General features: G+C 43.0%; 21 protein-coding genes and 1 pseudogene. 5 read left to right on the forward strand and 17 right to left on the reverse strand.

Translation table 11 applies throughout. The features are described 5' to 3' along the window. The first annotated feature begins 130 nt into the window (after positions 1-130). Entirely contained in the window at positions 131-952 is an 822-nt protein-coding gene (locus H70737_RS23995) for a TerC family protein (protein ID WP_042191342.1), read from the forward strand. Between the two features lie 160 nt (positions 953-1112). On the opposite strand, the gene H70737_RS24000 is transcribed toward H70737_RS23995, so the two are convergent. After that, a complete protein-coding gene (locus H70737_RS24000) occupies positions 1113-3482 on the reverse strand; it encodes a YcdB/YcdC domain-containing protein (protein WP_042191344.1) in 2370 nt (789 codons plus the stop codon). A 169-nt stretch (positions 3483-3651) separates the two neighbouring features. Between H70737_RS24000 and H70737_RS24005 the strand changes: the two genes are divergently transcribed. After that, positions 3652-4599 (forward strand): serine hydrolase domain-containing protein, encoded by a 948-nt coding sequence (locus H70737_RS24005; protein WP_042191345.1) that lies wholly within the window; start codon positions 3652-3654, stop codon positions 4597-4599. A gap of 100 nt (positions 4600-4699) precedes the next feature. On the opposite strand, the gene H70737_RS24010 is transcribed toward H70737_RS24005, so the two are convergent. The 5 genes from H70737_RS24010 to H70737_RS24030 form a co-directional block, all read right to left on the reverse strand. Further along, positions 4700-5830: a low temperature requirement protein A gene (locus H70737_RS24010; RefSeq protein ID WP_042191347.1), complete on the reverse strand. Its 1131-nt coding sequence runs from the start codon at positions 5828-5830 to the stop codon at positions 4700-4702. A gap of 178 nt (positions 5831-6008) precedes the next feature. Next, the gene (locus tag H70737_RS24015; RefSeq protein WP_231573342.1) at positions 6009-6704 is read right to left on the reverse strand and encodes an ABC transporter permease; all 696 of its coding nucleotides are present in this window, start codon (positions 6702-6704) and stop codon (positions 6009-6011) included. Between the two features lie 50 nt (positions 6705-6754). Continuing rightward, entirely contained in the window at positions 6755-7531 is a 777-nt protein-coding gene (locus tag H70737_RS24020; protein ID WP_052404401.1) for an ABC transporter ATP-binding protein, read from the reverse strand. After that, positions 7512-8504, reverse strand: a complete 993-nt coding sequence (locus H70737_RS24025; protein ID WP_156113181.1) for an ABC transporter substrate-binding protein — start codon at positions 8502-8504, stop codon at positions 7512-7514. The genes H70737_RS24020 and H70737_RS24025 overlap by 20 nt, the downstream gene beginning before the upstream one ends. A 244-nt stretch (positions 8505-8748) precedes the next feature. Next, complete coding sequence (locus H70737_RS24030) at positions 8749-10146, reverse strand: aminotransferase-like domain-containing protein (protein ID WP_042191351.1); 1398 nt, start codon at positions 10144-10146, stop codon at positions 8749-8751. A 102-nt stretch (positions 10147-10248) separates the two neighbouring features. Here H70737_RS24030 and H70737_RS24035 point away from each other — a divergent pair, with 102 nt between their 5' ends. The 3 genes from H70737_RS24035 to H70737_RS30475 all read left to right on the forward strand — a co-directional run bounded on the left by H70737_RS24035 (position 10249) and on the right by H70737_RS30475 (position 11778). Next, positions 10249-10959, forward strand: coding sequence for an AzlC family ABC transporter permease (locus H70737_RS24035; protein WP_042191353.1), 711 nt, complete (start codon positions 10249-10251; stop codon positions 10957-10959). Then, complete coding sequence (locus H70737_RS24040; protein WP_042191355.1) at positions 10956-11282, forward strand: branched-chain amino acid transporter permease; 327 nt, start codon at positions 10956-10958, stop codon at positions 11280-11282. Before H70737_RS24035 ends, H70737_RS24040 begins: the two co-directional genes overlap by 4 nt. 286 nt (positions 11283-11568) lie before the next feature. Then, a complete protein-coding gene (locus H70737_RS30475) occupies positions 11569-11778 on the forward strand; it encodes a hypothetical protein (protein WP_081951193.1) in 210 nt (69 codons plus the stop codon). Positions 11779-11884: 106 nt separating this feature from the next. On the opposite strand, the pseudogene H70737_RS31360 reads toward H70737_RS30475, so the two are convergent. The 11 genes and pseudogenes from H70737_RS31360 to H70737_RS24090 all read right to left on the reverse strand — a co-directional run. Beyond that, a pseudogene (locus H70737_RS31360) lies at positions 11885-12028 on the reverse strand (LuxR C-terminal-related transcriptional regulator); the annotation flags it as partial. Between the two features lie 2 nt (positions 12029-12030). Then, a complete protein-coding gene (locus H70737_RS24050) occupies positions 12031-12711 on the reverse strand; it encodes a GntR family transcriptional regulator (RefSeq protein ID WP_197071327.1) in 681 nt (226 codons plus the stop codon). A 41-nt stretch (positions 12712-12752) separates the two neighbouring features. Continuing rightward, positions 12753-13769: a sugar kinase gene (locus H70737_RS24055; protein ID WP_042191359.1), complete on the reverse strand. Its 1017-nt coding sequence runs from the start codon at positions 13767-13769 to the stop codon at positions 12753-12755. Then, complete coding sequence (gene dagF / locus H70737_RS24060) at positions 13762-14514, reverse strand: 2-dehydro-3-deoxy-phosphogluconate aldolase (RefSeq protein ID WP_042191361.1); 753 nt, start codon at positions 14512-14514, stop codon at positions 13762-13764. Before dagF ends, H70737_RS24055 begins: the two co-directional genes overlap by 8 nt. Before the next feature lies 1 nt (position 14515). Beyond that, positions 14516-15619, reverse strand: coding sequence for a DgaE family pyridoxal phosphate-dependent ammonia lyase (locus tag H70737_RS24065; RefSeq protein ID WP_081951195.1), 1104 nt, complete (start codon positions 15617-15619; stop codon positions 14516-14518). Then, positions 15585-16697: an amidohydrolase/deacetylase family metallohydrolase gene (locus H70737_RS24070; RefSeq protein ID WP_042191363.1), complete on the reverse strand. Its 1113-nt coding sequence runs from the start codon at positions 16695-16697 to the stop codon at positions 15585-15587. Before H70737_RS24070 ends, H70737_RS24065 begins: the two co-directional genes overlap by 35 nt. Before the next feature lie 404 nt (positions 16698-17101). Then, a complete protein-coding gene (locus tag H70737_RS31525) occupies positions 17102-17227 on the reverse strand; it encodes a hypothetical protein (protein ID WP_269321778.1) in 126 nt (41 codons plus the stop codon). A 65-nt stretch (positions 17228-17292) separates the two neighbouring features. Beyond that, positions 17293-17766 carry a NanQ anomerase/TabA/YiaL family protein gene (locus H70737_RS24075; protein WP_042191365.1) on the reverse strand — a complete coding sequence of 158 codons (474 nt, stop codon included), beginning with the start codon at positions 17764-17766 and terminating at the stop codon, positions 17293-17295. 215 nt (positions 17767-17981) lie between these two features. Beyond that, on the reverse strand, positions 17982-18836 hold the full coding sequence (locus H70737_RS24080; RefSeq protein ID WP_042191367.1) for a MurR/RpiR family transcriptional regulator: 855 nt from the start codon (positions 18834-18836) through the stop codon (positions 17982-17984). A 23-nt stretch (positions 18837-18859) separates the two neighbouring features. Continuing rightward, positions 18860-19732: an ROK family protein gene (locus H70737_RS24085; protein ID WP_042191369.1), complete on the reverse strand. Its 873-nt coding sequence runs from the start codon at positions 19730-19732 to the stop codon at positions 18860-18862. A gap of 23 nt (positions 19733-19755) precedes the next feature. Then, positions 19756-20445 (reverse strand): N-acetylmannosamine-6-phosphate 2-epimerase, encoded by a 690-nt coding sequence (locus H70737_RS24090; RefSeq protein ID WP_042191372.1) that lies wholly within the window; start codon positions 20443-20445, stop codon positions 19756-19758. Between the last annotated feature and the right edge of the window lie 9 nt (positions 20446-20454).

A 20454-nucleotide genomic window follows, 5' to 3' on the forward strand; every position in this document is an offset into this window, starting at 1 on the left:
CAATCAGGTTAGACCTTTATTCCAAAGGCTAATCTGTTTGGTAAAGGTCTTTTTTATATAAAATTGGTTAAAATGGTAAGGTAAGTATCTTTTAGTAGATATTTGCATAAGAAAAGGGAGGACAACAGTAATGGATTGGGGATTATTATTAGAGTACGGCTGGGTATTACTAGTTCTTGTAGCACTTGAAGGACTACTAGCCGCAGATAACGCACTGGTATTGGCAATTATGGTTAAACACCTTCCTGATGAGGAAAGAAAAAAAGCACTATTCTACGGATTAGCCGGAGCCTTCGTGTTCCGCTTCGGTTCACTATTTGTCATCTCTTACCTGGTTGATATTTGGCAAGTACAAGCCATCGGCGCACTTTATTTACTGTTTATCGCGGGGAACCATATCTTCCGAAAACTATTAATCAAGAAGCCCGTTACGGATGAAGCAGCTGAAAGCGGTACGGACGGCGCAGTCAACAAAAAGAAATCCAGCTTTTGGTTTACTGTCTTTAAAGTAGAAGTTGCTGACATCGCCTTCGCGGTCGATTCCATCCTAGCCGCAGTTGCACTTGCGGTTGCACTACCTGCAAGTGGTCTTCCAAAAATCGGAGGCCTTGACGGTGGACAATTCCTCGTCATCTTTGCCGGCGGATTTATCGGATTGGTCATTATGCGTTTTGCAGCTTCCTTCTTCGTTAAGCTGCTTCACACCCGTCCAGGTCTTGAAATTGCAGCCTTCTTCATCGTAGGCTGGGTCGGCGTTAAGCTCGCAGTCATTACCTTGGCACACCCTTCACTTGGTGTTCTTTCCGAGGATTTCGCGCATAGTACCATTTGGAAGGTTACCTTCTATGTTGTACTCGTGCTCATCGCTGCAATCGGTTGGTTTATGAGCAGCAAGGTAGAAGAGAACGCTAACGAGAATCCAGTTAAAGAAGTAGATAAACAACTCCATTAATTGTATTTGAATAGCAAAAACAAAAATAACCCGAAAGACGCGCCCTTTCTGTAAAGGTGTTTGTCTTTCGGGTTATTTTCTTTTATCCCCTATTTTGCTCCTCATACAGAAAAGCCTGCTTCCACCATCAAACGGGAAGCAGGCTCTGCATTATATATTCTTATTGACCTATAATCTGATCAGTCTTACCTTGCAGTTCCACTAGCTTCATAATCACCGTAGCCGCCAGTGCTTTCGTTACCGTCTGCTGCGGATTAAACTTGCCGTTGTCATCCTTGAGGATTCCCAATTTCACAACAAGAGCCACTGCACCCTTATTGTTTATAGATGCACTATCACTGAACTGACTTACCGTTACATCTTTATCAAGATAGGCTGTGAGTTTGTTGTATTTCAAAAAATCAGCTAACTGAACTGCCAGCTGTTCCCGGGTTAACTTACTATCAATTTGCAGGCTTTGATCCTTGTTGATCCACTTACGATCTGCTGCATAAGTAACAACATCATAATATGAATTCTCAGGCTTCACACCTGCCACAGTTTTCCGTTCATTATTAGCAATATAACTGCTGAAATTCGGATTAGAAGCCTTGGCAAGATAGGTTAACCAATCGCCAACTGTTATTTCTTGATCTGGGTTTACTTTACCATCGGCATCCGGAGTAATCACATGATATTTTACTAATTCTGATAATGGTTGTTCTGCTGCATGACCTTTGATATCCGTTGCAGATATTTGAGCATCTTGCTGACCGAGGTAATCATAGACCGCAACCCATTTACCAGTGGCTGCATCTAAAACCTGATATAATCCATTAGATTCATCAAAAGTTGTATCATATACCAGCTTCACCTTTGGCGCGGCATAGCTATTATAACTATAGTATCCACCAACCTGAGTATACTTCAGCTTAGTCTGATATTTAGGTTTATAACTTTCGAGCGCTTCCTTCTTGGAAATTGTTGCATCAGGAGATAATGTGATTTCATCGATACCGTTTATCCGATTCCCCATGTAAGAAATCAGTCTGCCGTAAAGATCCAAGCTAACCGTAAGGGTACTGTCACTCACAGGAATGCCTTGATGATATCTAATAAACTGATATCTAAATCCTGATCCGTCTGAAGTAACGTTTGAGTTATCTCCATATTCTACAAGCTTTAGCTTCTGACTCGCCTGAGGATATAGGCTATTTATTATACTAAGTGCTTTAGTCTTAGCTTCGGCCTCACTAAGCTTCTTCCCTCCAGCAGGGGCTGCCTCTTCCTTCTTCTTATCCTGAGCAGCACCATAAGCTTGAACCTGGTACTGTAATATTTCACCGGTCTTTGCATCGATCTCAGCAGAGGATTGTTCTGGAAAGCCAGCACCAATGTAACGTTCATTTCCACTAGCACTACCCCAATATAACTGCCAGATCTTCCGATTCGTATCCTGATAGTCATTTCTTAAGCTTTGAGAGATCAATTTACGATCTGCTGGAATATATGCAACCTTCTTTACAAGCTGTTCCGCTTCTTTTGCAGTAAGCTCTGTAGTTGAAGTTCTTGCTTGAAAGACATCCTTACCCTTTGCTACATCTGAATACACGACTGGGGTAGATGCGTATTCTTTTCCTTCATAATCTATTCTCTTGCCCGTCAATGCATCGATAGGATATAGAGACTGATCCACTGGACGCCAGCCTAGGATCCAGTTGTTAGGTTTTCCGTTCTTATAAATAGGAGTGAAAAAAAGGCCTACATCAAACTGTTCCGCAAATTGCTTCTGTGCTTGCTCCAAGGTAATCTTGGGCTGTGCAGACGGATACTCAAGCCCTTGAGAAAACTTAGTGAATTGAATTACATTACCGTTGCCATCCACAGCTATGTTAATGTTATCCGATCCAGAAGGAAGACCATTCTTCATGACACTGAAGTAATAGCTGTATTGAACAGGACCGAATAAAGTGTTCGAAAAATAATTATAACCAGCATTCTCATTTAATTGCAGATCACTGCTCTTAACCGATGTGGCTGCCTTAGCCACAAAAGCCTTGGCGATCTCCAGTGCCTGAGGCTGCGATATTTTCGGAGGATAATAGGATTCGTTATTCTCACGTGGGTATGAAATATACGTACTAATGATATCTCCACTAATGGCATCTACCTCACTGCTAAAGCCATATCCCATACTCCCCTCTTGAATCTGCCACTGAATATTCCAGATCATTTGATTGGCTGGAGGGGGGTAGCTTTGGTTAGATCCCAGTTGAACATTGTTTACCGTTGCATCTTTTAGGGATGGGAATAGTTCTCTTAGCTTCGCAATCGCTTGCTCCTGCGTGAATTTCACTTTTGTAAGATCTGCATCAGAGTTCGTTGTAGTCACCGGTGCTTGTGCGCTAACCTGTGTTACCGTAGTGTTACTACTAACAGATGTAGAATCGGCTGCGGCCAAGCCAGGGGGTAATAATAACGCGAGCGCCACTGAAGTAATCAATACCGTTTTAGCTGTCTGATGAACAAAGTGAGTATTATTGCTTTTCAAAAGAATTCATCCTCCTCTAACACGTGATTCATAACATTATACAGATAATTACTTATATTTTCCATATTTAATTAACGACAGGAAATTACAAGGTTTATGTAATGCATCCTATATAAGCTATAATGGTAGGCAGCTACAGCTTAATCATCTATGAAAGGGGGCCATTCACATCACTGATTGGAACCTTCAGCCGCTTATAGACGGTATTACTGGCCTAGAAATTCGCAGTTGTCTAATCGTTCAACATGGAAAACCTATACTGGAGCATTATCGTGAGCCTGAAATCGCTAAAGAGCTAGGTAAAATAAACTCATGCACCAAAAGCGTGCTCGCCGCCTTAGTCAGCATAGCCATAGATAAACAAATCGTTCCGCCACCTGATACACCTATTTCTCTATTTTTCCCTTTATTAAAAGAGGATCAAGATCAACGAAAAAGAGAAATCACTATCAGTCACTTATTAACAATGACAGCAGGCTTTAACTGGACAGAATTTGGGGGGCAAAATTCCTTTCCGACTATGACTAGAACCGCAGACTGGATAAAGTTTGTGCTCGCCCAGCCGCTATCTCATACGCCAGGCACTGAGATGAACTATAACTCCGGCTGCTCCCAGATTTTATCCGCTATCCTGCGTGAATGTTCTGGACAAGACGTTGCAGCATTTGCTGAAGATCAGCTATTTCAGCCGCTTGGCATCGAAAGCTATCGCTGGGACAGTGATCCACAAGGCATACATACTGGTGGGTTTGGCCTTTATATGATGCCTGAGGATATGCTGAAATTTGGTCTCCTTTATTTGCAAGAAGGGCGCTGGAAGGATCAACAGCTCATTCATTCGGGTACTGTTCAGAAGTCCACTCGCCCCTATGTCGCAGCCACGCTACCACAGAAGGGCTTCTACGGATGGCACTGGTGGGTATCATCATTCAATGCAGGTACGGAGCAGCAGCCAAAGGAGATCCCTTATTATTTTGCGCTTGGCTTCATGGGCCAGCATATTATTGCGGTTCCATCCTATGAGCTGGTTGCAGTCATTACTGCGGATAAATACAAGAAAGGCTCACCAGCTAATGTGTTCGGCCGATTTATCGTGCCAGCGCTTCTTGGGCAATAACGACAGGGGGATACCGCACACTCCCATTATGAAAGAAGGAAGCCGGGTTGCAATGACCCGGCTTCCTTCTTCAATTTATTCAGCTTCGATAAAACGAAGCTCAAGTCGTTAATTTTGCATACACAGCAAAAAATAACACCATTTCTCCAATGATCAGGTAATTGGGTATAAGGAACAACAAATCTACTGCGAAAAAAACGCCAAGTATACCTAATAATAACGCCAAATGAAATATCCCTAACCGTTGCTGTATACGTCTATATTTATGGAAGACCAGTGAGGTAGAGAAGAAGTAGAGCAGGACCGATCCAAAAATAAAACATACCATAAATGTGTAATTTAATTGTTCTAAAAATAGCAGTTGGATTGAAGCTGCAATCATGCTTAAGGATACATAAATAAATAAATGTCCATAAATTATGGTTTGCCCGGCAGTCTCTATGGTTTTGTCCACTTTCTTTTCAACATTATCAAAGTATTGCCACCACATAGCTATAATTAATAGAAAAGTTAATAATGCAAATAAAATAGATTGCCACGTCCAGTGGCTAGACTGTAAGACTGCAAGTATACTGACCACAGATTCGCCAAGTAGAATGAGGGTAAACAACGAGAAACGTTCTAATAAATGATGAGTGTTTATCGGGCTTTTCACCAAGTATCTCCGACCGATTAATGGAAGCAAAATGTCTATAGTAATTCCCGTATACAAAACTACATAACGTATCCAAGAGTCAAAGAAAAGTGATAAAGCAGAGATCACTAATCCAATCCAAAAACGACTTCCCAGGTAACGGGCAGTGTCCTTTCTATCAGCTGCTTCATTCTTATTTACCGTAAGATATTGAATGGCAGTCATAGCTCTTAAGCCAACATAACCGATTAGAAATGGCATATAGTATTGATCAAAGTTAACCGATAAGCTGGCTGTCATGATTAATACAAAAAATAATTGTAGAATCAGAAATATTCGGTGTGAAAAGATGTCCTGTCCAAACCGATTTACAAAAAGAGATTGTCCCACCCAGGCCCACCAGATCGGAATGAATATTAAGATAAATTTAGATAAATATTCAAGTGGAATTGTACCCGCTTCTACATGCAACAAGACATGACTCGCTTTTGAAACTGCAGCTACAAAAAGCAGATCATAAAATAGTTCCAGCCAGGTAACTTTCTTCTCAGCAAAGGATGCTGTGCTGTGCTCAAATCCCGATGTGCGCTTATTCATCGTTTTACTCCCTTAGTTTGGATGTGTATCCAATACAGTTTATCGAATACTTATCCATCTTAACCGAATTGATATACTAATTTGAAGCCCCTTTGTTGCCACTCTAAAATCACACAAAAAAAGCTCCCCCTTGCCTAAACTCGACAAAGGAAAGCTATAGTTATATCTCCAACTACATTTAATTCCGCCACTTCATAAACTTGTAATCAAGATAATCAACAAGTAAGAAGAGGACAAATCCCACCAAGCTGAACAGCATAATTCCCGCATACATCTCCGGATAATCCAGTCTTAACCAAGCATCCATAATGAAGAAGCCCATGCCATGCTCAGTTCCATAAATCTCCGTGAAAAAGAGTACAGATATCGCTGTTCCCAGTGAAATACGAATCGTACTCAGAATGACCGACAGTGCACCTGGCAGTGTCACATGCCAGAATTTCTGCACTGTACTTGCCCCTATACTCGTTAAGACATCATAGGTATTCTCAGGAATAGCCTTCACACCATCCCTAACGGAGATAATAATCTGGAACAAGAGAATCAGCATGATCATTAAGATTTTAGACGTTTCACCAAGTCCGAAGAATAGCATCACAACGGGAAGCAGGGCGATTTTGGGAACAGGATAGGTCAAGTAGACCACAGGGTCAAGCAGCTTATTCCAAGTCAGCGAACGTCCCATCAGAAGACCAATGAGCAGTCCAATGATTAATGCTAGCACTACACCTGCAAAAATTCTGAACAAGCTATACCCTACATTTAAAGCAATCTCCTGACCACCTAAGTGAAACATAGCGTTATATACCGCGAATGGACTCGGCAAAATCGAATGATTCATAAGCAAATAGGCAATATACCAAACCACATTCATACAAAAGAACACAAACAACAGTCTTATTATGTGATGAATCCGATTTTTTCTCACCATATCTCCTGCATTACCTTTCTGATTCGCTTAGTCTGCTCAAAGAAATCTACACTGTCCCGCTTATCTTCATGCTTCATCTGAAACACTAATTGATTATCGATCATTTCCGGAGCTTCTTTTTTATTAGACGGCATAACAATAATTTTCTGCCCCAGCAGAATAGCTTCTTCCACATCATGGGTAACAAATAAGGTAGTCGCCGGATGCGCTAACCAGTTATCCAAAAAGAGAATCTGTAGCGTTTCCCTAGTAATCGCATCCAGTGCGGAGAATGGCTCGTCCAGCAGTAAAATAGTGGGCAAAATGGCGAACGCTCTGGCGATTGCCACTCTTTGCTGCTGTCCTCCACTAAGAGAAAGAGGATAACGATCAGCTAAATCAGAGATTCCCATCGATGACAGCCACTGATTAATCTGATTCTCCCGTTCTTGCTTGGAAGTGCTCGCAGTATGCGAGATTTTCATCGCGATTTGAATATTATCATGTACAGTCTTCCATGGAAGAAGCCCGTAGTTTTGCGGTACCAGGCCGATCAGAGTTTCTTTATCATGCACGGATTTTTCATTAAAAAGAATTTGCCCCATATAGCTTGGCAGCAAGCCCGCAATCGCCCGTAATAAAGTTGATTTTCCGCTGCCAGAGGGTCCGATGATCGTGTAAATCCCATGTTCCGGTAAAGATAGATCCATCTTTCCTAAGGCCAGTTGACCTGTCTTATACTCTACTTTAAGGTCCTTAATGACGAGTCCTTTATTTCTTGAATTGGACATCAGAAATCACATCTTCAGCCGAGATATTTTTGCTAAGCAAACCTTTTTCCCGTGCCCATGCAAATGCGGCTTCTATTTCTTTCACATCCACTTGATTGGCAGGGACATAATCAGGCACCTTGATCTCATCTTTCAACGTTTCTGGATAACCAACTTCTTTGATCACAAGATCGATATATTCGGATTGATCATGAGATTTCATATACGCTACAGCCTCGTCATAAGCAGCATACATGTTGCGAATCGCATCTGCCTTAGCATCAATAGCGGTTTGTGGGAAAGCCAGTACAAATGGATTCACTCCCGCTGTATGCGTGGAGCTAAGCACGCGCAAACCTGAAGCTTTACCCATAGTTACAAATGGTTCAGGTAAAATAGCTGCATCCGCCTTATTGTTCTTAAGCAATTCTAAACGGGTAGGGATTTGTGGAACCTCAGTTACCGTAATATCATCTTCCGTTAAACCCGCTTGTTTCAGCATCATCGCCACAGTATATTGTGTGGAAGTGTTTTTGGACAAAATCACGGTTTTGCCCTTCAGATCCTTCACATCTTGGATGGCGTCATTCCCAGTCAATAAATCGAATTCACCAAAAGTTGTGCTAGTGATCTTCACATCCAGCCCGGCTTCATTGTAGATAGAAATTGCAACCAAATCAGCACTGATCCCCTCTAACTTGCCTGCTTGAAAGGCGACATCACGGTCTTTTGCACTCTTGAACGTTTGGATATCTAGGTTCACTCCATGCTTCTTATCAAAACCTTGCTCATGAGCAATTACAAAAGGAATCGCATCAATCGAAGGCAGTAAGCCAAGCGACAAAGTAACAGCTTCTTTTGAGGCCTCTGCTGCGTTACCCTCTGTCGATGCTGTATTCGTGTTATTCTTTGAACCACAACCTACTGCAAGTACAGCGACGACAACGACCATCATCGACAACATCAACATTCTTTTTAATGCTTTTTTCTTCATAAAACTCTCCTACCTCCATTAATCTTTCTATAGTAGACATGCCCCTATTCTTTGCAATCTGCAAAAGAGCATGCAAAAAGCCCTTAAGCTGTTCCAAAACGCTTCAGGTAGTGTAATTTTACATCAGTCATCACAGCTTGTATATTCATAAATTTAAATAGTTATATTTATCACATACTAAGATGCAAAAAATCCGAATCAGCCCACAGAGAATCTCTCTGTAAGCTGAGCTTTCAGACATATCCTAGTCTAAGGACATATGTTGCTTCAGAATCTTCAGTCCAGTGTCCAGCTCATCCAATGAGGATGACGACGATAAGGCTACACGTACATACTTGTCCGGTGTGCTGGCACCACTAAGAAACCAATCGGAATGGAATATTCGAACGCCTTGTTGTAACAGTTCTGACTCCAGTTCAGCGGCTGTACGGTATCCTGATAAGGGAATCCATTTAAAAAAACTTAAGGGGTGCCCTTCGGCTGCTGTTTGTGGAAAATATGTCGAAAATAGCTTGTTCGCAGCTTGGACCAGTTCTTTTTTATATGCGACAATCTCAGCAGCACTCCCCGATACAATAAGCTCAGAAATAATCTCGGCATCTAGGGAGGATGTCTTCACATTAATATTGAAAATAGCCCGCTCAATTCTCTCTTTGAATTTCTCTCCAAATACGATATAAGCAATCCTAAGTCCAGAGCAAATAGATTTTGTCGTACTGCTAATATAGATGGTCTGATCAGGAAGCAATGAGTACATCGGTTGTTTGTATTCTTCTAAATGACCTGCCGTTAAGAACGCATGAATATCATCTTCTATGAGCAGCAAGTTATGTTTCTGGATAACGTTAGCAATTTCACGCTTCCGCCCATCAGTCATCATAACTGTTGTAGGATTTGTACAAGAAGGCATCAGGAATATACCACGTATATCCAGCAGCTGGCACTGGTTATCCAGCACTTGTGGTAGCATTCCAGAGGTATCGCCTGGAATCGGAACAAGCTGAATACGATACATTCGGGCAAGCTCAATAAAATTAGAATAGGTGAATACATCAACGGCAATCCGTTGTCCAGGTTCGAAGAGAGCAAATAACGTAATGACTAACGCATTCAGGCCACCGGATGCAATTGCGATGTTATTGATATTTGCCTGTATCCCAAATGCTTGCATCCATGATAGGCCTGCCAGTTTATGATGTGGCATTCCTGTAGGATCATTGTAATTTAATAGTTCCTCTATATTGCCTCTATGCATAACCCTTCTTGCGACCTGAGCTACGATCGAGTTACTCTGCTCAAACGAAGCAACTAGCCCCAGATCAATACAGTCATGAGAAATTTTGTCCTTCGATATTGCTATCGAGCGCGTTGCATTCGTTGCCACAAAGGTACCACTTCCTGTAATAGCATAGATGAGTCCTTTAGCTTCGCATAGCTTATAAGCGCGTGTAATTGTTGTGAAATTAACATCTAAAAAATCCGCTAGCTCACGTTGAGGGGGAAGCTTCGTTCCGGGTACCAAAAGACCGCTAGCTATATCTTGTTCAAGCAATGAGGCTATGGAATGATAGATCGGACGCTTCAGCGTATGTCTGTCAGGTCGCCACGACATCGGGTAATTAACAAAAGAATTGATCGGCATATTGTCCTCCCACAAAATTGTAATCCATACAATTATACCGTTGATTGTATGGATTCGCACTGCTACAATGACATGGACATAAGCTAAGGGGTTGTAAGTAACATGCGTAACAATAACAAACTTTATGTAGCATTCCGCACCGCGGCTCCCGCTACCTTTCCCATTCTTGCCGCTTTTTTATTCTTGGGGATCGCCTACGGAATTTACATGAATGTATCAGGGTTTCATGTGATCTATACCTTTCTAATGAGCTCGCTTATTTATGCTGGATCGATGGAATTTCTAACGGTTCACTTGTTATTAGGTGCTTATCATCCATTAAGTGCATTATTGTTTGCTTTAATGGTTAATGCACGACATCTATTTTATGGCATATCTATGCTGGAGAAGTTTAAAGGTACGGGGCTGAAGAAGCTTTATTTGATTTTTGGTCTCTGTGATGAATCATTCACCATCAATTATTCCGCGAAGATCCCTGAAGGAGTGGATCGCGGTTGGTATATGTTCTTCGTCACGCTGCTAAATCATTGCTATTGGGTCGTAGGCGCTTGTATCGGGGGAGTATTCGGATCGATTTTTCACATGAATATGGAAGGTCTCGAATTTGTGATGACAGCACTATTCGTTGTTATCTTTATTGAGCAATGGAAGAGTGGATCGACCCATAGAAGTGCTCTAGTAGGCGTTGTTATCTCCATACTGTGCCTTATCATATTTGGACGTGACAGCTTTATGATCCCCGCAATGATCCTGATTATTGCAGCACTTACGATCACTCGTAAACAACAGGAACCGGTAGGTGAAACCGCATGACGATGTCTACTTTTCAGCAGATCATTACAATTGCCATGGTTGTGCTAGGCACGATGATGACACGTTTTATTCCGTTCATTATTTTCCCACCGGGACGTCCAACCCCAAAGTACATTCAATACCTAGGTAGAGTTCTTCCATCAGCAACGATTGGACTCCTTGTTATTTATAGCCTAAAGAACACTAACGTATTGTCCGGTAATCACGGATTACCGGAGCTAATATCCGTCGCAATCGTCGCGTTGCTTCATCTCTGGCGAAGAAATATGCTATTATCCATAGCATTCGGTACAATCGCTTATATGGTATTGATTCAGATATAAGAAATTTATGTAGGTCTTATCAACCGCACATATAACTACAATTATAACATTCACTTCCATTATATATCGATCATTCAAGACTACGATAATCCGCAAGAAGCTTGGAGCGGCTACAAAAAACTACACAAGCTTCATCCGACGCGTGAGTTGTATGTATTTCATACGAGCAGAAACGACGTTGAGGTTATAGAAGAATTTTTTTAGGAGTGCGGCAACCGTCTTTGATACCGATGCATTAGCTGTAATAGGCATCCATATTGATTTTATTAATGGACGAGCAAAACGAATGTATGGGGTTGGGGGGACTAGCGAAATTTGCTATGAGCAGCAGATTCCTGACATACTCATTGAACATATTACTTTGACTGATTTACCAATTCAGCTTGGTTCGATACAAGAGCCTTATGGCTTTGATGGAATTGTTGGTATTGATTTTATGATAAGAGCTAAATGCAAGGTTGATTTTGACACCATGAATATCGATCTTAAACACTAAACCAAGCGATGACATCCATCAGTGGACAGCAATCGCTTGGTTTTAGTTTTCCTCTACCACAAAAAACCTCCCCACACCCGTAAAGGTGGAGAAGGTATAAATGCGTCACTTTTAGCTCCCCAAGCCTAATCAGCTCGACAACCACTTGTGAACGGCCTTTAACTTTTAATTTCTGCATTATGTTGGAGATGTGATTGCGCATAGTTTTCTTGCTAATGAATAATTGACCCGCGATATCACGAGTCGTTTTAACTACACCTCATAGTTCACTACATAATTCTGCAGCTCTGTATTGTAAAAGCCTACACTATACTCAGTTACCTTGCCCAGCTCATCATAAGAATAACGAGTTCGCTTCAGCAAGGGACACTTCTTATCAAGGAGCAATATCTCCTCTACATCAGGCGGAGGAACGGCAACGGAAAATTCATCACGCAGTTTCTCTAAGGAAACGCTCCGCTCTTCAAGCAGTTCATACAAGGACTGGGCATTTAAGTCCAGTAGATCTAAATCATCCATACCATTTACTAAATAATGCGTGTAATGAACGTATGGAATATCATTGAGACTATATATGCGTTCCAAGCGTATACAACGTTCGCCGAATAAACGAAAGGCTTCGCTTTGAACTTCATTATATACTCGCTCCGCCTTCAGCCATTGCTTCCGAATTTGGTGCCCTTCATCCACTAGAATTTCCGTGAATTTTTTCCACTTGGACAGCTTGGATGATGAGGTATTACGGATCACCTTCGTCCCCTTGCCGCTCCCCTTTTCCAGAAATCCTTCTTGGACGAGCTCCTGAATGGCACCGCGTACAGTGATCTTGCTGACATTGAATTCCTGCTCTAGCTGAGGCTCGGAAGGAATATTCAATCCAATAGGATAGACTCCGTGTAGAATCCGATCCTTTATAATATTTGCAATTTGCATATATAAGGGCTTATCTTTTCGGGATAAACTCAAGAGGTTCACTACCTTTCTACATCGCCTACGGATAGAGTCATAGCTCGAAGTATATCCGCTTCTGAAGCCATGGGAGTGTCGCCCTCGACAGTATGGGCTAACATACTAGCGGCAGCGGCAAACCGTACTGTCTGCTCAGGTGTAAATCCTGTTAGCTCGCCATGCACAATTCCGCTCGTATAGGCATCTCCAGCCCCTATTCTATCATAGACGAGAAATCTCAGCGTATCCGAAAAGAAGAAGCTCTGATTCTTATAAAGAAACCCACGCAGTGAATGTGAGTTGTCGCCATGAATACTGCGATGGGTGCCTGCGATCACCGAGATATCGTAATGCTTCGCAACTGCTGGAATCAGTTCGATCAGTTGCTCTTCACGTTCAGCTTGTTCAGTGCTGATCCCCAAGATAAAGATTGCGTCCTTCTCATTCATCATTACGATATCGGCCAGCTGCAGCATCTCCTCGTAATGCGGCTTCGCTTGTGAATAGCCTTCCGGTCCCCACAAGGACGGACGATAGTTGCAATCAAAGATAACAGTCCCACCCTGCTGCTTGACAGCTCTAGCCAAGGATTTCATATGATGACGTACACTATCGTTCATAGCCAGCGTAATGCCGCAGAAATGGATCACATCCAGGCTTCGCGCAATCTCTTCATAATTATAAGTTTCCTCAGGAGCCGTATTGAAGCTACTCTCCAGACGATTGCTGTAAGTTACCTTGCTTGGACGTGCACCAAATCCGTTCTCCAAGAAATACAAGCCCAGATATTCTCCTCCTCGTATAACGAGGCTAGAAGAGATGCCCAGCTTCCGCAAATACGCGGCGGCGGCCTCTCCCAAGGAAGTAGTCGGCAAACGGGAAATCAAATAACCTTCATGCCCGAAGCGTGCCAGTGCAGCGCTGACATTAACCCCGGTACCAGAGAATGAATAGTTTAAGCTGTTTCCCTGGGATAGCAGCTGAACTCCCGGCACCTGCAGACGCATCATCACTTCTCCGAATGCCCCGATTCGTTTAGGCATATTTATCTGTCAGCCTCTTCATAATTCCAAGCAAATCACGCACATCCTGGGTCCGGGTCTGGCCCGATTCTTTATCGATAATGGATGAGTAGACATGCGGAATCACTTGTGGCACCCCTGCTTCAAGCGCAATCTCTAGTATTTCCTCGAAATTGTCCATATCAATTCCACCGGTTGGTTCGAGTGCGAACCCTGCCTCAGCACAGGCCTTAGCGACAGAGCGGTATTCCTCTTCACGGCTTAATCCCTCCATCGGGAAATACTTCAGTGCATTACCACCCATATCCCGAACAAGCGCAATTGCCGATGCTATAGGTACAATCGCCGCTTCACTCTGCGCAGCGCTGAAGACTCCTGTAGAAATATTCACATAACCAGCGTGACCAGAAGGGGCGATCATGCTGTTGATCCAACTGTCTTTCCCACCAAGATTAGCGCGTGTAGCTCCAACCACCGGGAATGCCTGGTTAATATGACTACCCGGATAATGCTTAGCAATCTCGGCCACAATTGCCGCTTGGCGATTATCCCCTGCACCTAAGCCAATGGATACCGCATCTTCAATCTCTTGACCATATTGCTTCATGGCTGTTACGGCTTCTTCTACCGACTTATAATCCTTAGATAGCACACCGACCAGCACATATCCTTCCGCCGCTTCATAAATCTCTTTAGCATTAGCGATATCTTTAGCGAGTACATTTAATGCGGTGCGGCCCTTATAAAAACGTTGTGAAATCGTCATCTTATTGTCCCCCTATTAATTTATGAATGCTGTCTACAATCACGTGCAGATCATCCCCCAGAAGCGGCCGTGGATCAATATCGAAATATCCCTGCTTCACTCCATAATCGCGGGTATAGATCGCAATCTCGCCTTGCTGCAACCCCTCTACCAATTCTTTCGCCGTAATTCCGGCCTGCTGTGGATCAACCTGAACCCGGCCGCGATAGATGGCACGGCCCGCCTCGTCCTGCACAATGGTTACACGAATTCCCGGAAGATCATTCAACACCATCAATCCCTGCAAAGACGCTTTCTCGGTGTCACTCTTGTCTTCCTTGACCATGTATTCCTCTAGTGCTTGCAGCAGACCAAAGGAAGTTTCTTTACCAACCTTCATACTGCGTCCTATTCCATACAATTGGACCTTAACCCATTCCACATAATTACGTTTGCCGGCGATAATACCGGATGTAGGCCCTTCAATAGCTTTAGAACCACTATAAATTGCCAGGTCAGAGTATTTCACATATTTACAGAGGTCTTCTTCCGCTGCGGCATCTACGATTAGTGGAATGCCCCTACGGTTTGCGATCTCCCATGCTTCTTCGACGGATAACATATTTTTCTGAACTGCATGGTGGGACTTTACGTACAGAATGGCAGCCGTCTGCTCACAAATGGCATCCTCTATATGCTCGGCACGGCCTTCATTCGCATAACCGACCTCAATTAGTTTCCCACCACCTAGATAGACCATCGTTTCCACAGGAGCTCCGTACTGTACATTATGCCCCTTCAGAATGATGATTTCATTGCGTGGAATGGCTTCTTGGTGCAAACGTTCACTGCGGCGCCGATTGCCTTGGGTCACTAGCGCCGCAACGGACAATGCAATACCGCTGGAGGCTGAGTTAACGATAAGCGCTGCTTCAGCGCCGAGAATTCGTGCCGTGTAATCTCCGGCTTTATCCACCAGATCCGCTATTTCCACATAACTCTGTCCGCCTTGCTTCATAGCCTCCATCACTGTGTCAGACGGAGCCGACACCCCCAGGATACTCATTCTGCCGCTTGCATTGATTACGCGTTTAAGCCCGTATTTCGCATTTAATGAATTCCCCACCTATAACCACTCCTTTTGCATGGATTACTTTATCCGTCATTCTTTCTTCTCCTTCAGAATCCACAAGCACTGCAGACTTATGCTGCAGGGTGAAGAGAGTCAAGTTTGCAGGATCTCCCACCTGAATTCGGCCCAGCTCCGGCCTGCCCAGCCATTCCGCCGCATTGGAAGTAACCGCTGCCACAATCTCATCCAGAGCATAGCCCAAACATAGAAACTTGGAAAGTACATTAGAAATGCTAAAGACAGGTCCCTTCAATCGGTTCACTCGATAGATATCCGTGCTAATCGTATTCAATCCAATACCATTACGTTTAGCAGCCTCAGCTACCTTAAAAGAGAAGCTTGCTGTTCCATGTCCCACATCGAGATGAACTCCCCGTTCAATGGCCTCAGTCAGTACCTGAAGCGGCTGACCATCCGCAGCAAACAAATTATTCTCTTTTCCGTTGAGATAATGGGTCACGATATCCTTACGCTGCAAAAGGGGCATAACCTCTCTGATATCTGGCGGTGCTGAACCGATATGTACCATTAACGGCAACCCCGTCTCCATTGAAAGGCTTCGTGCGATATGCAGTGGTTCAATCCCGCTGGCACCCACAACGCTTTTGCTGATCCTAGCCTTTAATCCCACGATTATCTCCCCGTAGGTTCGGATGGATTGCAGGATCTTCTCCTTATCAATCCATTCCAAGTTGGACAATTCATCAATTCTTAGCAGTCCGATCCGCGAGATATTTAAGAAAGCCAGCACATTCGTCTTAGCCTGAGACGCGTCCAGAGCCAGATCACCTATCCGATCCGCCCCGCAGCTACCAGCATCGACTAGGGTGGTCACCCCTTGCCGGACACCGATCTCATCGATCTCGTCACCATACGGATCAAATTCGCGAAAGGCATGCACATGCATATCGATCCAGCCACTGGATACGTACGCGCCTGAACCTTCCCACTCCTGCCCCCCATGCGCCTCACCTGCCGGGGTGATCTCAGCGATCTTGCCATTTTCGATTACAATGTCGATCTCTTCTCCGCTTACTCGTTTCACCTGACGGAGCACGTATCTTTCATCCATTGTTCTCACCTTTTTCCATATAACATTATAATGTTTAAAATACCACGAATAGTGCATTAAGTAAATATAACGTTATAATGTTTATATATAAAAACTAAATCACCTTGTCGGATTAATAGGCATTTATTAGTTTGAATTTATAGCTTACGGAGCACTTGTTGTATTTTCCGCAGGGATTTTCAGTGGTTTGGCGAGTAAGTACTCTAGTGTTGGTGGAGGATTTTGCTTAGGTAGAACGTGTTACAGGGAAAACCTCCCTATAAATTAGATCACAGCTGTTATCTGAACAGGTTATACGGAATTTCTCCCTGTATATTTGCCAATTTCAATTAAAAACAGCCGGTTCAGCTGAATTATAGGGAACAATTCCCTATATTCTATCGATATGACCTTATATTATAGAATTACAAGGAGTTTTTCCCTTTAATTCTAGTGTTTTGACCCTGATATAGAGAAATAGAAAGCTGCACATCCCTTGGCAGACGATGACCGTGTATTTCCACGAATCCATGAAAGTGATCTTTTTTCATTGTATAATCTCCTATGCAATAAAAAAGATGACTCCTTATGATTTCAGAAGTCATCTGCTTAGATTCTATGAACTTAATAACCCTACATGTATCTTAATAACAGCCTTCTTAATCTTCATGCCCGGTTGACCCATACCAGGTCTGTGTACATCATGCGGGAAAAAGACTGCGAACATCCCCGGCTTCAAAGTTAACAAAATTTCATCGGATGACGGAGGATAAAGCGCATAATCTGCTTCGGCATCGTAAGGCTTAGTAGCCTCGATTCCTTCTTGCAAGGGCGACCACCCAATCGTTTCTTCACCTTCGATCAGATAATGCACATCAATATAAGCCTCATGCTTTTCAGCAACCTGTTCCTCTAGCGACTTCGCCTCAAGCGCCATAATCGAAACGTATATCTCGTTACCGCGGATCTCGATTCGCCCGAGATCAGGTTCGAGTTGTAAGATGACTTTCAATTCCTCAATAGTCTCTACAATGACTGAATTCTCGTATCTGCTATGCTCTTCCCAAGATGACAATGAACCTAAGATCATAATGTCTCATTCTCCCCACATCTCAATTATCTTACAGAGGTTGTTCAAAAAGTCCGCTTTTGATCACGAAGTAGCCCAAGAAGCTTACTCGACATCGAATATTGAATTCAGGCGAAACTTCCGGTGCTCACGTAGCTTCCACTACGCTCCGCTCCTCAGTTTCTACCTTCATCCAATCTTCTCGGTGTTGAAAACCATACTTTTTGAACTCGCACTTATAGGAGCTTCTCACTAACTGCTGCAGCTGTTGTTTCTTTATTGATAATGGATTGCTCACTAGTCTTTTTGAAATATTCCACATATAAAATATCCAGCAGATAGAGTTGTGAGATCTTAGCAGATAATGAACCGCCCTGCAGAGGACCCTCATTAGCACCACAAAGTAAGGTAAGATCCGAATACGACGTTAAAGGTGACTTTTCAAATCTCGTAATGGATACCACCTTAGCGCCTCGTTCCTTCGCCTTTTTTGCAACCTCGATACTATCTTTAGTTGAACCGGAGTAAGAAATGATTACAGCTACATCTCGGTTAGACATTAGCGCCGCAGACATCATCTGAAGATGTGAATCCATCAAACACTCCGTTTTGTTTGTAATGCGCATAAATTTAATTTTGGCTTCCATCGCCGTGATTAATGAAGAGCCTACGCCGAAAAATGATACTCGTTCCGCATTTATCATATAATCAATAGCTTCATTGATCTTCTGTATATCAATTAAATTATAGGTCTCGTTCAGCGCACTTACATTTGTGGTCAGCACTTTGGAAGCCACAGCTTCAGTAGTGTCGTCCATTAGAATTTGATCCGTAAGCTGCGGGATCTCATTCTCCACAGTGATACTATGAGCGAGTGCAATCTTAAACTCTTGATACCCTTTATAACTTAAAGATTTGCAAAATCGAAAAATACTTGATTCACCTACATCGCACGCATCTGCAAGATCAGTAATCGACATATAGACAACACTTCTCGTGTTCTCCAGGACGTAGTCCGCTACCTTCTTCTCCGTATTCGTCAAATTATTGTACTTGGAATGAATAGAAGAAAAAATACTGATTGTTCGCAAATAAGCCCCTCCTTTACAATGATTTAATGTGCGAATAAAGAGGAAGCGCCAAGCAAGCCTGCCTTATTCCCAAGTGAGGCCTTAACAATTCTTACACCCGCAAAACTCTCCATAATTAAAGACTTCGTCCGTTCCTCTACCCTTTGAACTAAATCTTCTTGTTCCATAACACCGCCCCCAATAATTATAGCGGATGGATTGAAAATATGAATAATTGAGGCTAAACCCGCGGACACCTCAGTTACCCATGAATCCAAGATCTGTTTCAGAGCTTCGTCCCCTTTGTGAATTTTATCAAAAAGGACTTTTCCGTCTGTACATTCGGGATCTGCTTGCTGAGCCATCTTGACTAAAGCAGTGGTTGAAGCATACTTCTCATAAAAAGGCAGTCCCTCCACCGCATCTGACAATGGATGTGTCAGGATATGACCAAATTCGGCCGCCACCCCATCTGCTCCTTTATAGATTTGGCGGTTCAATACAATGGCACCACCAATGCCCGTGCCAAACGTCAAGCATAAGAAATTGTTAAAGTTCTGGGCAGCACCATAATGAGCCTCGCCTAATGCTGCTGAATTCACATCGTTCTCTACCATAACAGGTTTATGAAAATGATTAGTTACAATTTCCTTAATCTTCATCCCTGTATATCTAGGTATATTTTCGTTAGCATAGACTATAATTCCTTCTTCAGCATTGACTTGACCGGCCGTACTTATAGCAATGGCATCAAAATCATCATTTTCTGCAATTTTATCAAGCAATCTTGAGATTACATGCGGCCCTCCCAAGTGGCTCTCAGTTGCATGCTCCTTAAAGTTATGAACATTCCCAAGTTTATCGCATATACACATCTTGGTATTGGTACCGCCAATATCTACAGCGAGAATTCTCATCCTTATCTACCCTCTCCGGCAATCTACTGAATAGCGTCTACAAACCTTTTGGTAATCTCCATTGGTCTTGTAATCGCTGAGCCGACTACTGCTGAAAAAACACCTAGATCAAACATTTTCTTCAGTTCTTCAGGAGTGGAAACACCGCCTTCAGCTATCACAGGCACAGAGAAGTTGCTTACGATTTGCTTGACTAGCTCAAAATCTGGAAGTGACCGCTCTTTGGTGTATTCTGTATATCCGCTTAAGGTAGTTCCCACAAGATCAAACCCCAGCTCAACGGCTTTAGCAGCTTCTTCAAATGTAGAGCAATCTGCCATAAACAGTTGATCTTTATAGGTCTCTCTTATGTGAGGAAATAGTTCTGAGATGGTTGATCCATCCGGACGAGTCCGGTCTGTCGCATCCATAGCAATGATATCTACCCCTTCGCGGTAAAGCTCATCTACTTCCTTCAGGGTTGGTGTAATAAACACTTCAGAACCTTCGTATACCCTTTTGATGATCCCAATGATAGGTAGATCCACTGTTTTCTTAATTTCTTGAATATCCGCTACGCTATTTGCCCGAATACCTGAAGCACCACCCAAGTATGCTGCATAAGCCATTCTTCCCATTATAAACGGACTATGCAGCGGTTCTTCGGGTAAGGCTTGACTGGAGACGACTAATTTATGTTTTATCTTTTTAAGTACATTATTTTCAGTATTCATCAGTAACCC

The organism is Paenibacillus sp. FSL H7-0737 (genome assembly GCF_000758545.1).
Taxonomy (GTDB): Bacteria; Bacillota; Bacilli; order Paenibacillales; family Paenibacillaceae; genus Paenibacillus_AQ.

Coding starts and splice junctions, on each gene's coding strand:
- H70737_RS24030 (WP_042191351.1), bottom strand. CDS start 10,146: ATGCCGATCAATTCTTTTGTTAATTACCCGATGTCGTGGCGACCTGAC.
- H70737_RS31525 (WP_269321778.1), bottom strand. CDS start 17,227: ATGAAAAAAGATCACTTTCATGGATTCGTGGAAATACACGGTCATCGT.
- H70737_RS24025 (WP_156113181.1), bottom strand. CDS start 8,504: ATGAAGAAAAAAGCATTAAAAAGAATGTTGATGTTGTCGATGATGGTC.
- H70737_RS24085 (WP_042191369.1), bottom strand. CDS start 19,732: ATGAGAATTCTCGCTGTAGATATTGGCGGTACCAATACCAAGATGTGT.
- H70737_RS24020 (WP_052404401.1), bottom strand. CDS start 7,531: ATGTCCAATTCAAGAAATAAAGGACTCGTCATTAAGGACCTTAAAGTA.
- H70737_RS24050 (WP_197071327.1), bottom strand. CDS start 12,711: ATGCAAATTGCAAATATTATAAAGGATCGGATTCTACACGGAGTCTAT.
- H70737_RS24090 (WP_042191372.1), bottom strand. CDS start 20,445: ATGAATACTGAAAATAATGTACTTAAAAAGATAAAACATAAATTAGTC.
- H70737_RS24035 (WP_042191353.1), top strand. CDS start 10,249: ATGCGTAACAATAACAAACTTTATGTAGCATTCCGCACCGCGGCTCCC.
- dagF (WP_042191361.1), bottom strand. CDS start 14,514: ATGACGATTTCACAACGTTTTTATAAGGGCCGCACCGCATTAAATGTA.
- H70737_RS24040 (WP_042191355.1), top strand. CDS start 10,956: ATGACGATGTCTACTTTTCAGCAGATCATTACAATTGCCATGGTTGTG.
- H70737_RS24055 (WP_042191359.1), bottom strand. CDS start 13,769: ATGCCTAAACGAATCGGGGCATTCGGAGAAGTGATGATGCGTCTGCAG.
- H70737_RS24010 (WP_042191347.1), bottom strand. CDS start 5,830: ATGAATAAGCGCACATCGGGATTTGAGCACAGCACAGCATCCTTTGCT.
- H70737_RS24075 (WP_042191365.1), bottom strand. CDS start 17,766: ATGATCTTAGGTTCATTGTCATCTTGGGAAGAGCATAGCAGATACGAG.
- H70737_RS24015 (WP_231573342.1), bottom strand. CDS start 6,704: ATGAATGTGGTTTGGTATATTGCCTATTTGCTTATGAATCATTCGATT.
- H70737_RS30475 (WP_081951193.1), top strand. CDS start 11,569: ATGTATGGGGTTGGGGGGACTAGCGAAATTTGCTATGAGCAGCAGATT.
- H70737_RS23995 (WP_042191342.1), top strand. CDS start 131: ATGGATTGGGGATTATTATTAGAGTACGGCTGGGTATTACTAGTTCTT.
- H70737_RS24070 (WP_042191363.1), bottom strand. CDS start 16,697: ATGGATGAAAGATACGTGCTCCGTCAGGTGAAACGAGTAAGCGGAGAA.